Source organism: Myxococcales bacterium, assembly GCA_022184915.1.
Lineage (GTDB): Bacteria > Myxococcota_A > Polyangia > Fen-1088 > Fen-1088 > JAGTJU01.
Genome location: JAGTJU010000006.1, coordinates 202,951 through 216,095, shown reverse-complemented (window position 1 = coordinate 216,095; position 13,145 = coordinate 202,951). Strand labels below are relative to the sequence as shown.

Below are 13,145 nucleotides of genomic sequence, written 5' to 3'. Positions count from 1 at the left end.
CTAGTCGCTACCACGCCCGCCGCAAAGCCCCCTGCTCACGGATGCTGAGACGGCTTGAAGACCGAGACGGTTGGCAAGCCTCAGGGGAAGGTCTGCACGGCGCGCCCGCGCTCGAGGTCGAAGTCGAAAAAGCCCTCCATGGTCCCCAGGACGTCCGGGCGCAGAGGGCCGGCGACCCCTGGCTCCGGGTCGATGAGCTGATCGTCCCGCACAGTCAGCCGGAACCTGGGCGCCCAAATGCGGCCGCCGAAGTCCACCTTGAAGCTTCCTTCGACCTCCGGGCGATCCGTGGGCGGCGTGCCGGGATCCACGAAGGCGGAGCCGAAGGCGCGCACTTCGATGAACGACTCCCAGCTGTCGGGATCGTCCGCCGGGCAGCTGGTCTGCCCCTGAGCGGGCGTACAAGGAACGGCCGTGCCCACCACGACCTGGGGTGCAACGCTCGAGCGGCACGTTCGGTATGGGGCGAGATGGGCACGTACGTAGTCCGTGGGGCCCACGCGCAGACGGGCGGGGCCTTCGGGCGAGGGCCAGTAGCACACGCGGGCGTCGTAATCGGGCAGCAGCACGCCGCTCGTGGACAGAAGCTTCCGCCCGCGCACACACCGGGCCACCTCGCGCGAGTTGACGACGTCGAAAAACAGCGTGTCGCTGTTCTCGATGCCGCCGCCATCGCGCTGCAGGCGAATCATGAGGCGGTTGGTCTTTTCGCCTTCGCGAATGTCTTCGACGGGCTCACCCGCAAAAAACGACGGGTCCAGATCGAACACCTTGAATGTCGAAGGGTCGTTGACGTCGACCGGCCCCCCGAATGCGCCGCACGAGCGAACGAACAGGGGGCCCGCCGCGTCTCCGCTGCCGCTGCCCACCGTGCAGGCCAGCCCCGACGTGACGAGCAGTCCCACCACGCCCACGAGCGTTTCCAGGCGAGTCATGTCTCGATGACCTCGATGCTCAGGTTGACGCCCCTTCGTAGGCCGAAGCGGGCAGCGGCCGACCCGTTGCGTACGGCAATCTCGAGGAGCCCCGCCGAACCGACGTAGACCAAAGCCGCGTCGGGGTCGACGTCCGCGAAGGTTTTTCTCACGGGAAGTTGGAGCGGCAAGGGACCTTCGTCGCGCGTGACGAACATGCGCACCGAACGGGCCCCCGGGGGCAACGCCTCCTGACGCAGAGACGTCACCACGTTGCCGTAGTGGTCCACGTGAACCACATGGGCGTGCCCATCGGCCTCGGCCCCCACCGCATTGGCAAGCGGCGCCAGGGTCGACATCATGCGCCCCGCCTCCTCGGGAGGCACGCCCGCTGCCAAAAGCCCGGCGGCAGGCGCGAAGACATCGCGTCCGTGAAAGGTGGGGCTGACCGGATGGCGACGAAAAGCAGGCGACTCGATGGCAAAGATCGCGTCGGGCCGGGGAGCCACGAGCGTCAAAAGGCCGTTGTCGGGACCCACGAACAGGTGGTTCTTCGCCAATACGATCACCTCGGCCCGTGCGCCGCCCACGCCGGGGTCGACGACCGCCACGTGAACGGTTCCGGGCGGAAAATGAGGCGCCGCCTGGGCCAACGCGAAGGCACCCGCCGCCACGTCTTGCGGCGGAACCTCGTGGCAGATGTCGACCAACGTGACGCCCCGGGCGCGGGACAGCACCACGCCCTTCATGGCTCCCACGTAGCCGTCGGCCCACCCGAAATCGGTCGTGAACGTAACGATTGACATGTATGGCCGCGATTGTACCGCTCTTCACCCGCCTCGCGAGACCTCACGCGTCGAAGGCGTTCCGCCGGGACAGGTTTCTCGCGGGAAAGGCCGAGGGGCGGCACACTCCACGGGTGTCCACGTCCTCCAAACCACCCCTCCCCCCCGACGCACGCGCCGCGTGGGAACGGGACGTTCTCGCACCCGCCCGGGCGCGGGGCTTGCGCAAGCCTTCGTTCGAGACCCCCTCGGGCATCCCTCTGCCGGACGTCTTCGATGAAAGCGACCTGGCCGCACGCGCCTTCGAGCCTGCGCAGGCCCTCGGTTACCCCGGCGCGTACCCCTTCACCCGCGGCGTTCAAGGCACGCAGTACCGCGGCAAGCTTTGGACCATGCGACAGTACGCCGGTTTCGGGACGGCGGCGGAGTCCAACCAACGCTACAAGTTCCTTTTGGCCGCGGGCCAGACCGGGCTTTCCGTGGCCTTCGATCTGCCCACCCAAATGGGGCGCGATCCCGATCACCCGCTGGCCGCGGGCGAAGTGGGCCGCACCGGCGTGTCGATCGCCACGCTCGACGACATGCGGGTTTTGCTCGATGGCTTGCCGCTCGACAAGGTGTCGACCTCCATGACCATCAACGCCACGGCGGCCACGCTGCTGGCGCTCTACGTCGCGGTGGCGGACGAACGGGGCACCCCGCGTGCGCAGCTCTCCGGCACCATCCAAAACGACATCCTCAAGGAGTACGTGGCTCGGGGCACGTACATCTATCCGCCAGGCCCCTCGCTGCGTCTCATCGCCGACACCTTTTCGTTCTGTCGCGCCGAGCTGCCCCGCTGGAACACCATCAGCGTGAGTGGCTATCACATCCGGGAAGCCGGGTCCGACGCGGTTCAAGAGGTCGCCTTCACCCTCGCCAACGGCGTGACCTACGTGGAAACGGCCCTGGCCGCAGGGCTCGATGTCGACGAGTTCGCGCCGCGCCTGTCTTTCTTCTTCAACGCACACGCCAATTTACTGGAGGAGGTGGCCAAGTTCCGCGCCGCGCGGCGCCTGTGGGCGCGGCTGATGCGTGAACGCTTCGGGGCCAAGGACCCGCGCTCGTGGGGGTTGCGCTTTCACGCCCAAACGGCGGGCTCCACCCTCGTGGCACACGAACCACTCAACAACGTGGTGCGCACCACCGTCGAAGCCCTCGCCGCCGTGCTGGGGGGCGCGCAGTCGCTCCACACCAACGGCTACGATGAAGCCCTGGCGCTGCCCACGGAGGCCTCGGCCCGCCTGGCGTTACGTACTCAACAGATCTTGGCTCACGAATCCGGCGTGGGCGACATTGTGGACCCCCTCGGGGGGGCCTACGCCGTCGAGGCGCTCACGAGCGACCTCGAAGCCCGCGCCCTTGCCCTCATGGACGAGATTTCCGCCCGCGGAGGCATGCGGGCCGCCATCGAGGCCGGCTTCCCGCAACGGCTCATCGAGGAGCGCGCCTACGCCCACCAGTTGGCTCTGGAGAGCCGCCACGTGCTCGTGGTGGGACAAAACGCTTTCGTCTCCGGGACGGAAGGCAGCGCCGGCGCCCCAAGCGACGAGCCTTCGGGGATCCCTCCGCTTCACCGCCTGGATCCGGCCGTGGAAGCCGCCCAGGCGGCACGGGTACGCCTCCACCGGAGCGTGCGCGGCCCACGGGCGGGCGAGGCGTTGAGCCAGCTCGCAGAGTCCGCAAGGGGGACAGACAACCTCGTGTCCGCTATCTTGACCGCGGTGAAGGTTGGGGCCACTTTGGGCGAGATCGCGGACGTCCTGCGGCAGGTGTTCGGCGAACACCAACAATCCGCGTAATGTCCTATTGCGCAAAACGGAACAAGTGGTCTAAGCTAAAGAACGGTCCAGTTTTCGCGATGTTCTAGCTCGGGGGCGGGATTCTCAAAATGACGAAGTCGGACCTCATCGAAATCTTGTGTGAAACGCAAAAGCTCCCCAAGGGGCGCGCCGAACTGCTGGTGAACACCGTGTTCGACAGCATGGAGGCCTCGCTACGCCGAGGTGAGCGCATCGAGATCCGCGGCTTCGGCAGCTTCGAGATTCGCGAATACAAGGCCTACGAAGGGCGGAATCCCCGCACCGGCTCCGCCGTTCCGGTGCGCCCGAAGCGCCTGCCCTTCTTCAAGGTGGGCAAGGAGCTGAAGGAGCGGGTGAACAACGGCAGGCTGTCTGCAAGGCGCTCCGATGGATCCCGTGGCGAGGTCGGACGCGTGATCGCCGTGGCCGAAAAAGCGCCCCAGACTGTCGAACGCGAGGTGGCCCCACTGGCGGCGGCCGCCGGCGGCGATTCGCGTTCCTGACCGAGAGGGCCTACGCCCTGGCGGGCCAGGCCCCGCGGCCCTAGATCTTGGCCTCCACCTGCCCTCCGATTTTCGCGGTGGCCTTACCCGAAGGGGCGGACTGCCCGGCTTCGATGGTGACCAAGGTTCGCGCGATCACCTTGAACGGAGTTTGAAAGTTGGTCGCAAACTGAGAAAACGCGGCCTGCCCCGCGGCGTCGACCTCATAGGTTTCGGTGCCCATGAATCCCGCGGGATGTGCCGGCACCACAGCGATCTTCTTCGCCCGGGGATCGGCCCCGCTCGCGGCGTCCTGGGGGGCCACGAACACCTCTATGGGGGGCAGCGGAATGTTCAGCCCGTTGTTCAAGGTGATTTTTATGTTCTTGAGTACGATATCGGACAGCGCCGAGGTGGCGGTCGACGCCAGCTGGGGGACTTCCTTTTTCAGGTCCACCAGGGAGTCCATCTCGAAGGTGAACTGGAACGCGCACTGACCGTTCCAACACACTAACGGGTACTTCTGGCAATCGATGGCGAAGGTGCTACTGAGGGGCTCCGGAAGCGCACAGCAATCTTGCGTGGCCCGACCCGGCCCACACGTCACAGTGGGCGCGGTCCCGGACGGTGGCGTTTTCCACTTCGGGTCTGCGGTGTCCACCGCATAGGATTTTTCGGGCAGAGAGAACGTGATGCCTCGGAAGCTCTCGAGGTCGAGCAACCCGCAGCCGAACGAGCCCATGGAGATGAGGCCGGCCACCCCAAGGGCAATGACCGACCCACCGCACGCGGGCCGAAGCCCTCCCCGACAAGGAACACGCTTCACGTCTTCATCGTATCACCGGGGCGCGCGGGCCACGAATCGCCCCGCACGAAGGTAGGCCTCTCGTCAGGTTGACGACGTAGGCAAGCGTAGGTTCGTGAACACCCCCGCGACGGCTTCGTGAAAGGCGCTGCGGCCTGCGATGACAGCCTCCGCCCGGGCGGCCCAGCCCGCGGCGCCCCCCGCCGCGTCGTCAGCCAACACTGCCATCCGGGAAAGCACCGCCGCACGCAAACGCAGCTCGGTCCGGCGACGCCGGCGGGCTTCTCGCGCCTGTCGATCGAGGGTCACACGCCGGGCCTCGAGCACGTCGAGTAGCCGCTCCACACCCACGCCTGCCGAGGCCTGTGTGCGTACGATGGGCACGTCCTTCGGGCCCACGCCCCGGAGCGCCAACATCGTCTGAAGGTCTTTTTCGACGAGGTCAGCCCCCTCGCGGTCCGCCTTGTTGACCACGAACACGTCAGCCAACTCGAGCAAACCCGACTTGAGCGCCTGAACGCCATCGCCGAGGCCCGGCACGGTGACCACCAGCGTGACGTCGGCCAGGGCCGCCACTTCGACCTCGTCCTGCCCCACCCCCACCGTCTCCACGATCACCACCCCGAACCCTGCCGCGTCGAGCACGTCCACCACGTCCTCGGTGGCTCGCGACAGCCCCCCCAAGTTTCCTCGCGACGCCAGGGAGCGAATGAAGACGCCGTCGTCTGTGGCGTGCCGCTGCATGCGGACCCGATCTCCCAGCAAAGCTCCCCCCGAAAGCGGACTCGAGGGATCGACGGCCACCACACCCACCGCCTGGCCCCGCGCCCGATAAGCCACGAGCAGAGCATCCACCAGGGTGCTTTTGCCAGCGCCTGGAGCCCCCGTGACCCCCAGCACGAAGGCGCGCCCGAGGTGCGCCGCCAGCGAGGCCAGGCACACCCGAGCGGCAGGCACTCCGTTTTCCAGGTCGCGCATGAGCCGGGCCAGCGCCCGCGGTTGGCCAGCCACAATCTCGGCCGCCGCGGGAACGCCACCCCCTGCACTCACGCCACGTCCTTGAGCAACTCGCGCGCGATGACCATCTTTTGCACCTCGTTGGTCCCCTCACCGATTTCGGCGAGCTTGGCGTCCCGGAAGAAGCGCTCCACGGGGAATTCGCGGGTGTAGCCGTATCCGCCATGAATCTGGATGGCCGCATTGCAAGCGCGCATGGCCGCCTTGCCTGCGAAGTATTTCGCCACCGAAGCCTCGCGGGTCATTTTCTGGCCTTCGTCCAACAGACACGCCGCACGCCACACCAGCAAACGCGCCGCCTCGAGGTCGGTGGCCATGTCCGCCAGCATGTGCTGGATCGCCTGGAAGCTGGCGATCGAGCGCCCGAACTGGACACGGTCCTTGGCGTACTTAAGCGCGGCCTCGAAGGCGGCCGTGCCTATGCCCACTGCCCACGCGCCGATGCCCACGCGCCCCTTGTCGAGGATCTTGAGCGTGTCGAAAAAACCAGCGTCGATCTCTCCCAGCCGCTGGGCGTCCGACACCTCGACGTCCTCGAGGATGAGCTCCGTGGTGTCGGAGGCATGAAGGCCCATTTTCTCTATCTTGCGCCCCACCCGGAAGCCCGGCGTGCCCTTTTCGATGACGAAGGCCGTGAGCCCCCGCTGTTTTTTTTCGGGGCTGGTCGAGGCGAGAACCGTGTAAATGCCGGCCACGCTTCCCTGGGTAATGAAGGTCTTGCTTCCCGAGATAGACCACGTCACCGCCCCTCCCGGGCTCTCCTTGCGGGTCGCCCGCGTGCGCGCCGCGCCTGCGTCGGATCCCGACCCAGGCTCCGTGAGCCCCCACGCCCCGAGAACTTTGCCCGAAGCCAGTTGCGGCAAGTACGTGCGCTTTTGGGCCTCGTTACCGGCCTGGAAGATGTGGCCGGTGCAGAGTGAATTGTGGGAGGCCATCGTGAGCCCCATCGACGCATCGGCCTTCGCCACCTCCTCGAGAGCCACGACGTAGTCGAGCGTGCTCATGCCCGAACCGCCGTACTGGGTGGGGATCTGCATACCCAAAAGGCCAAGCTCAGCCATGGGCGCGATCACCTCGAGGGGAAATCGCTCTTCGGCGTCCCACGTGGCTGCGAAGGGGACTATGTGCCGCTGGCAGAACTCGCGTACCGATTGCTGCAGCAGCGTCTGCTCTTCGTTCAAGGTGAAGTTCATCGGTTGTTTCCAGGTTGCGGGCTGACCGCGGGAGCCGCGGAGGGAGTTTTGGGATTTGATGCCGGCGCACCGGGGGCGGAGGCGGGCTGCCCCGGCGCGTGTTCGGGGCCTGCGGGCGCAAAGAGTCGGACGGCGACCGTCGGAGCCTCGCCCTCGAAGCGGGGCGTATAGGGCTGTCCGGCAGGTACGAAGACCGCGTGGCCCGCGCCAAATGACACATCCTCGGCGCCGGCCTTTACGACACCTCCCCCCGACACGACCCACATGAAGGCCTCGGAGCTTGGATGAAGCTGGCGCGGCAAGCTCGACCCGGGGGCGAACTCCGCCACCTCGAGCGCGAGCGAGGCATCGCCCGTGGCGCTCGGATCGAACACCAAACGGCGCTGCCCCTTGCCCCCGGCAAGCGGGCTCGAGGCGCCCTCGTCTTTGCGAACCACGGCAAGCTCGGCCCCGGGCGGCGCTCCCGGCGCCGCGCCGCGAAGGACCTCGAAGGCCGCGCGCCCCAAGGGATCTTTCGGGTCACGGTAGACCAGCTCGGGCCCTGCAGGCGAAAACACCTGGAGCATCACGGCTGGAATCTGACGCCCCATGTTCTCGATCACGTGGGGGTACCCCCTGGGAAGGAATACGGCATCTCCCTCGGAAAGCTTGACGGGATCTTGTCCCTTGGGACCCAGAACGCGGGCGGCTCCACTGAGGACGAAGAGGATCTTCGCGCTCTCCGCGTGCCTGTGCATCGCCACGCGGTTGGCGGGCGCTATCGTCAGGTGGGTGACGGCCATGTGGCGCGCCCGCACGTTCGTGCGATCGGCGAGAATCTTCACCTGGAAGGGAGGCACCACCTTGCCTCGGGCTTCGGGGCGCGCGGGCACGTCGGCGGCATTCACCACGAACTGGTGTGCCTGGCCTGCGAAAGTGAAGGGCAACACGACCGACGCCCCGGGTTCGATGCCTTCGAGCTGCCAGGTCGACGAGGCCTCCCGCACGCAGGCGGCGAGGCCCTCGGGAACCGCGTCGGACTTCGCCGTGACCTCGCTGCTTTTGACGTTGCCCCCGGCGCCCACGGTCACGTCCAGCTCGAGCTTTCCCGCCACGTCAAGCCGGTCTGCCAGAGCCCTGCCAAAGCAGGCGTGTACGTCGCCCGCGTGCCGCTGCAACGCCTTCTCGACAGCGGCCATGACCTGCTGCGCTTCGGTGGGCGGCTCCGGAGCTGCAAAAACAGCGGCACCTGGGAACACGAGGGCGCCCGCGGCAAAGAGAGTCATTCGTCGTGGCATAGGCGGTTTCATGCGGGTGGAAGATCCTGGGGAGGGGGCCAAGAGGGTTCGTTCAAGGCTGGACGCAAGGTCGTCTCGATCCAATTCACGATCTGCTGCAGGGACGTGCCCGGCTTGAAAATGGCGGCGGCGAGGCCGGACGAAATGAGGCTCTCCGCGTCTTCGTCCGGGATGATGCCTCCGCCGAACACCGGTACGTCGGCCGCGCCCCTGGCTTCGAGCGCACGCTTGACCGCCGGGAACTGGGTCATGTGAGCTCCGGACATGATGGACAGCCCCACCGCGTCCACGGACTCCTGCACCGCGGCCGCTGCGATCATGTCGGGGGTCTGGTGAAGGCCCGTATAGATGACTTCGTAACCGGCATCTGCCAGGGCACGGGCCACCACCTTTGCCCCCCGATCGTGACCATCGAGGCCGGGCTTCGCCACGAGAATCCGCAACCGGCGTCCCACAGGTTCAGACATGTTGCGTCTCCCTCAGCGCCTGCAGGACGTGGCGGGCCACCACCAGCTTTTGAATTTGGCTGGTGCCTTCGTAAATCGTCATGACGCGAGCATCGCGCACAAAGCGCTCCACGGGAAACTCCCGTGTGTACCCGTAACCGCCATGGACCTGCAAGGCGCTATCGCAGATCCGCTGCGCCGCCTCGCTGGCAAACAACTTGGCCTCCGCGGCGGCCTGCGTGCACGGCAATCCCGCGTCCTTCGCCCAGGCGGCCCGCGCCACCATCAGCCACGCTGCCTCGAGCTGGGTCGCCGCGTCCGCCAAGGAGACCTGAATTGCCTGAAACGCGGACAAGGGCTTCCCGAACTGCTCACGCTGCTGGGCGTACGCCAAAGCCGCCCCCAGCGCGGCACGCGAAACGCCCACGGCCATGGCGGCCACGTTGATGCGACCGCCATCGAGCGCGGCCATGGCGATGCGAAAGCCGTCGCCCTCGGCGCCAAGCCGCGCGTGCGCGGGAAGATCCACGGCCTCGAGAGTCAAGGGCACCGTGGTCGACCCGCGCTGTCCAAGCTTGTTTTCGGGCGGCCCTACGGAAAGCCCCGGCGTGCCTGCGGGCAGAACGAACGCAGAGAACCGCGGCCGCTCCCCCGGCGGCCCTTCGTGACGGGCCATGACCACGAAGACCCCGGCCCGGTCCCCTGAGGTGATCCACTGTTTGCTCCCGTCGAGACGGTACCCGCCGCCGTGCTTGCGACAAAGGGTCCGCATGCCCGCCGGGTCACTGCCCGCTCCCGCTTCGCTGAGCGCGAACGCACCCGCCACGAGACCGCCCGCGCAGAGCGGACGCAAAAAGCGCGCCTTGACGTGGGCATCGCCTTCGCGCGCGAGGCTCTCGGCCACCATGTTCGTCACGGCCAAGGTCACCGCCACGGACGCATCCGCCTCGGCGAGCGCCGCCACCACTTCGGCCTGTGCCAAGGCGCCCATGCCCACCCCGCCCTCGCTCGGCGGGACCGTCAGGCCTACCAACCCGAGCTCTGCCATGCGCCGCATCTCCTCCTCGGGAAAGGTGTGTGCGCGATCCCGGGCCGCGGCCCGGGGCAGCAGCACATCCTGGGCGAAGGCGCGGGCGGTGCGGGCCACGAGGGCCTGTTCCGCAGACGGCTCGAATCGCATGGTTTCTCGATAGTTTACGCGACAAATCCCCTCGCTCCCAGGGCGACACGACACCTACCTGCGCGCGAACCGGTGCGCGGCCGTGGCTCCGCTGCCGTGATTGCGGGATAGTAAAACCGTGGAACCTGCGCCCCCCTCCCCTGCGTCCCGACGGCTCGAGATTCGCAACCCCGCCACTGGGGGGTCGCTTGGGCACGTGAGCGTCGCCAGCGCCAGCGACGTGGCGTCCGCTGTGCAGAGGGCGCGCCGCGCGCAGCCCGGGTGGGCCGCCCTGGGGCTTGCCGGCAGGCGGGCCGCCCTGCGGAGCCTCAGCGCCCGCCTGGCGCGCGATACGGCCTTGGTCGACACCTTGACGGCGGAGAGCGGGCAGCCCGCCCACGAAGCCGAGGCCATCGAAGTGCTGTACACCTGCGAGCTCATCCGACACCTGACAGGCCGCGCCGGCGCGCGTGCGCTCGGCGACGAATGCCGCAGCCCCTTTTTCTTTGCGAACAAGCGTGCCCGTATCCTCCAACACCCCCGCGGAGTCGTGGGGGTGATCGGGCCCTGGAACTGGCCCCTCTTGAACAACTTTGCCGACACCGTCGCGCCGCTGGTCGCCGGCAACGCCGTGGTGCTCAAGCCATCCCCGTTGACACCCCTGTCTTCCTTGCACGTCAAGACGCTGTGGGATGAGCTGGGGCTGCCCGCCGACGTCTTTCAGGTGGTCACCGGAGACTCACAGACCGGTGAAGCGCTCGTGGAGGCCGTCGACATGATTTTCTTCACGGGCAGCGTGGAGGCGGGGCGGAAGGTGGCAGCGGCGGCCGGCGCGCGCCTGATTCCCGCGGTGGTGGAGCTGGGTGGGAAAAGTGCTGCCATCGTGCTCGAGGGCGCCAACCTGAAAGACGCAGCACGAGCGATCGTCTGGAGCGCCTTCATGCACAGCGGCCAGGCCTGCATTCGCACCGAACGTGTGCTGGTGGAAGCCACCGCAGCGTCTGCCTTGACGGCACATCTGGCTCGAGAAATCGCCCAGCTGCGGGTGGGACCGCCCGACATAGAGCCCGACGTGGGGGCCACTATCTTCGCGCCCCTGCGTGAGCGGTGGCAAGCGCAGATCGACCAGGCGGTGGCGGCGGGCGCCCGAGTTCTCGTAGGCAACGAGCAGCGCCCGGGCCCCGGCTGCTTTTTTTCGCCAACCCTGCTGGTGGGCGTCACCCCAGAGATGACTGTGGCAAAGGAGGAGACCTTCGGGCCCGTGCTGCCTGTCATCGCGGTGGCCAACGCAGACGAAGCCTTACGCGTGGCCAATGCCCTGCCGTTCGGTCTTTCGGGGGCCGTTTTCGCGCGCAGCACGGCCGAAGCCCGCAGGGTGGCTCGCCAGCTCGAGACGGGCAACGTATGCCTGAACGACACGGCGGTGCACTATTTTTGCGTCGAGTCCCCGCTTGGCGGGATCAAGCAAAGCGGGCTCGGCGTGCGGCATGGCCACGAAGCGATCCGACAGTTCTGTTGGACGGAGACGGTGATCGAAGACCGGCCCCTCTTCGGACCGCTCACGCGGGCGCTCATGGGCCAGCTACGGTACCCCTACCGCCCGCGCGTGCGGCGCGCGTTGCGCTTTCTCATGCGCAAGGTCTACGGTTAGAGGGGCGACCCGGTGTGAGGCCACCGGGACGAGCCCACGGTCCCCGCTTACGACGCCCGCTTCAACGCCTCTGAGAGCTGCTTCAGATCGGGGTGGTTCGGGGCTACACCCAGACCGCGATCCACCATGCCGCGGGCCTTCGACGTTTCGCCTTCGGCCAGGTGCAGCCGCGCCAGCGCCAGATACACCTCGGGCTTCGTGATGCCGGCTGCCCCTTCGTCGAACGAGAGCAGAAGTAAGTTTCGATAATATTTGAAGGCTTTTTGTAGATCCCCCGCTGACTCGGCCAAGCGCCCAAGCGCCACCGCCACCCTGGGCGACGAAGCGTCGAGTTGCTGGGCCGCTTCGAGATGCGCCAGCGCCTTCGCCACGTCTCCGCGGGCCTCGGCCGCCAGTCCCAAAGTGCCCCGCAGGCGCGCGACGGCCTTCATCTGTCGTTTCTGCATGAGCCCTTCGATGAGGGATTCGAGCAGACCTTCGCCCTCTTCCACCCGCCCCACCGAAATCAAGACCTGGCCGTAGGCTTCCCGCACCTCGAGGTCGTCGGGAACCAGAGCGGTGAGTTTTTCCAGCGCCGGAAGACCCGCGGCCGCGTTCCCCAGCGGGCCGCGGTAAAGGTCGGCGATCTCCCTGAGAAGAGGCACCTGCTCCGCGGCCTCCGTTGCCACCGACGCCCGCATCTCGAGCAGCTGAACGAGGTCTGACGGGAGGTTCGCGGCGCGAGCCATGCCCTCGAGCGCCCCCAAGGCTTCGCGGTGGGAGCTATCGGACTCGAGCGCGCGCAGAAACTCCGCCTGCACCTCGGGCGCCTCGGCCCCTTGCGCTTGCAGCAAGCGCCCCATACGGAAGTGTAGGTCTGCAGCGGTACGCCCGCGGGGACCGGCAGCCTCCGCCCGGCGCAGGGCGCCCAATGCCTCCTCGTAGCGCTGGGCTCGTTCGTAAAGGCCCCCCAAGGTGACGAGCGTGGGCAGATCGTTCGGGTGATTCGCGAGGAGTGCCTCGACCGACTCGCAGGCACTGTCCGGCGCGTCCAACTTTTCGGACCAAATCTCCGCCACGGCCAAGCGCAGCCGCTTTTCCTCGTCGGTGTCGCCGCCCGCACGTGCAGCCTCGGCGCGGGACTCGAACAGATCCACGAGGTCGTGCCACCTTTGCCCCGACGAGAGGATCTTCTCGATGCCCTCGAAGGCGCGTGTGTCGTTAGGATCCAGATCCAAGACCTGCCGGAGGTAGCCGAAGGCCCGGTCCTCGTCGGTCATCCGGCGCTGGGCGTTGTCGGCCAACCGGAAAAGCAGCTGTTTCTGCTCGGCCTCTTCAGCCGCTCCCATCCGTTGCAACAACACGTCCTCGAGAGCGCTCCAATCCCCGCGTTGCTCCTCCAGCGCAGCCAACGCGTGCAAAGCAGCCACGTTGCTGGGATCGATGTCCATGGCCTCACGGTACGCCTGCGCGGCAGCATCGAGATCTCGCAGCGACTGCGCGCGCAGATTGCCAATCTGCACGAACGCCCGCGAACGTTCCCCCGGCTCGTCGAGCAGGTGAGCCAGCTCCTCGAGCACGCCGACCCATGCTTCG

At 67.3% G+C, this 13,145-nt stretch carries 12 protein-coding genes; 3 read left to right on the top strand and 9 right to left on the bottom strand.

Annotated elements, in window-relative coordinates; all coding sequences use genetic code 11:
- Positions 1 to 80 precede the first annotated feature (80 nt).
- Positions 81 to 935: a hypothetical protein gene (locus tag KA712_22020; GenBank protein MCG5055643.1), complete on the bottom strand. Its 855-nt coding sequence runs from the start codon at positions 933 to 935 to the stop codon at positions 81 to 83.
- Positions 932 to 1,720: an SAM-dependent chlorinase/fluorinase gene (locus KA712_22015; GenBank protein ID MCG5055642.1), complete on the bottom strand. Its 789-nt coding sequence runs from the start codon at positions 1,718 to 1,720 to the stop codon at positions 932 to 934. Before KA712_22015 ends, KA712_22020 begins: the two co-directional genes overlap by 4 nt.
- Before the next feature lie 2 nt (positions 1,721 to 1,722).
- Here KA712_22015 and KA712_22010 point away from each other — a divergent pair, with 2 nt between their 5' ends.
- Both KA712_22010 and KA712_22005 read left to right on the top strand, forming a co-directional pair.
- Entirely contained in the window at positions 1,723 to 3,540 is a 1,818-nt protein-coding gene (locus KA712_22010; protein MCG5055641.1) for a methylmalonyl-CoA mutase, read from the top strand.
- An 89-nt stretch (positions 3,541 to 3,629) separates the two neighbouring features.
- The gene (locus tag KA712_22005) at positions 3,630 to 4,043 is read left to right on the top strand and encodes an integration host factor subunit beta (GenBank protein MCG5055640.1); all 414 of its coding nucleotides are present in this window, start codon (positions 3,630 to 3,632) and stop codon (positions 4,041 to 4,043) included.
- A gap of 40 nt (positions 4,044 to 4,083) precedes the next feature.
- On the opposite strand, the gene KA712_22000 is transcribed toward KA712_22005, so the two are convergent.
- The 6 genes from KA712_22000 to KA712_21975 form a co-directional block, all read right to left on the bottom strand.
- Positions 4,084 to 4,848 carry a hypothetical protein gene (locus tag KA712_22000; GenBank protein MCG5055639.1) on the bottom strand — a complete coding sequence of 255 codons (765 nt, stop codon included), beginning with the start codon at positions 4,846 to 4,848 and terminating at the stop codon, positions 4,084 to 4,086.
- Between the two features lie 63 nt (positions 4,849 to 4,911).
- On the bottom strand, positions 4,912 to 5,805 hold the full coding sequence (meaB, locus tag KA712_21995) for a methylmalonyl Co-A mutase-associated GTPase MeaB (protein MCG5055638.1): 894 nt from the start codon (positions 5,803 to 5,805) through the stop codon (positions 4,912 to 4,914).
- A 68-nt stretch (positions 5,806 to 5,873) separates the two neighbouring features.
- Entirely contained in the window at positions 5,874 to 7,037 is a 1,164-nt protein-coding gene (locus tag KA712_21990) for an acyl-CoA dehydrogenase family protein (protein MCG5055637.1), read from the bottom strand.
- Entirely contained in the window at positions 7,034 to 8,302 is a 1,269-nt protein-coding gene (locus KA712_21985; GenBank protein ID MCG5055636.1) for a cupin domain-containing protein, read from the bottom strand. Before KA712_21985 ends, KA712_21990 begins: the two co-directional genes overlap by 4 nt.
- 20 nt (positions 8,303 to 8,322) lie before the next feature.
- A complete protein-coding gene (locus KA712_21980) occupies positions 8,323 to 8,781 on the bottom strand; it encodes a cobalamin B12-binding domain-containing protein (protein ID MCG5055635.1) in 459 nt (152 codons plus the stop codon).
- Positions 8,774 to 9,940, bottom strand: coding sequence for an acyl-CoA dehydrogenase family protein (locus tag KA712_21975; GenBank protein ID MCG5055634.1), 1,167 nt, complete (start codon positions 9,938 to 9,940; stop codon positions 8,774 to 8,776). The genes KA712_21980 and KA712_21975 overlap by 8 nt, the downstream gene beginning before the upstream one ends.
- A gap of 118 nt (positions 9,941 to 10,058) precedes the next feature.
- Between KA712_21975 and KA712_21970 the strand changes: the two genes are divergently transcribed.
- Entirely contained in the window at positions 10,059 to 11,570 is a 1,512-nt protein-coding gene (locus KA712_21970) for an aldehyde dehydrogenase family protein (protein ID MCG5055633.1), read from the top strand.
- Positions 11,571 to 11,617: 47 nt separating this feature from the next.
- On the opposite strand, the gene KA712_21965 is transcribed toward KA712_21970, so the two are convergent.
- The gene (locus tag KA712_21965) at positions 11,618 to 12,412 is read right to left on the bottom strand and encodes a tetratricopeptide repeat protein (GenBank protein ID MCG5055632.1); all 795 of its coding nucleotides are present in this window, start codon (positions 12,410 to 12,412) and stop codon (positions 11,618 to 11,620) included.
- Positions 12,413 to 13,145 lie beyond the last annotated feature (733 nt).

What these genes read in the sequence shown, in the direction of transcription:
- KA712_22020 (MCG5055643.1), bottom strand. Translation starts at nt 935, where the DNA reads ATGACTCGCCTGGAAACGCTCGTGGGCGTGGTGGGACTGCTCGTCACG.
- KA712_22015 (MCG5055642.1), bottom strand. Translation starts at nt 1,720, where the DNA reads ATGTCAATCGTTACGTTCACGACCGATTTCGGGTGGGCCGACGGCTAC.
- KA712_22010 (MCG5055641.1), top strand. Translation starts at nt 1,723, where the DNA reads ATGGCCGCGATTGTACCGCTCTTCACCCGCCTCGCGAGACCTCACGCG.
- KA712_22005 (MCG5055640.1), top strand. Translation starts at nt 3,630, where the DNA reads ATGACGAAGTCGGACCTCATCGAAATCTTGTGTGAAACGCAAAAGCTC.
- meaB (MCG5055638.1), bottom strand. Translation starts at nt 5,805, where the DNA reads ATGCGCGACCTGGAAAACGGAGTGCCTGCCGCTCGGGTGTGCCTGGCC.
- KA712_21990 (MCG5055637.1), bottom strand. Translation starts at nt 7,037, where the DNA reads ATGAACTTCACCTTGAACGAAGAGCAGACGCTGCTGCAGCAATCGGTA.
- KA712_21985 (MCG5055636.1), bottom strand. Translation starts at nt 8,302, where the DNA reads ATGACTCTCTTTGCCGCGGGCGCCCTCGTGTTCCCAGGTGCCGCTGTT.
- KA712_21980 (MCG5055635.1), bottom strand. Translation starts at nt 8,781, where the DNA reads ATGTCTGAACCTGTGGGACGCCGGTTGCGGATTCTCGTGGCGAAGCCC.
- KA712_21975 (MCG5055634.1), bottom strand. Translation starts at nt 9,940, where the DNA reads ATGCGATTCGAGCCGTCTGCGGAACAGGCCCTCGTGGCCCGCACCGCC.
- KA712_21965 (MCG5055632.1), bottom strand. Translation starts at nt 12,412, where the DNA reads ATGGGGCGCTTGCTGCAAGCGCAAGGGGCCGAGGCGCCCGAGGTGCAG.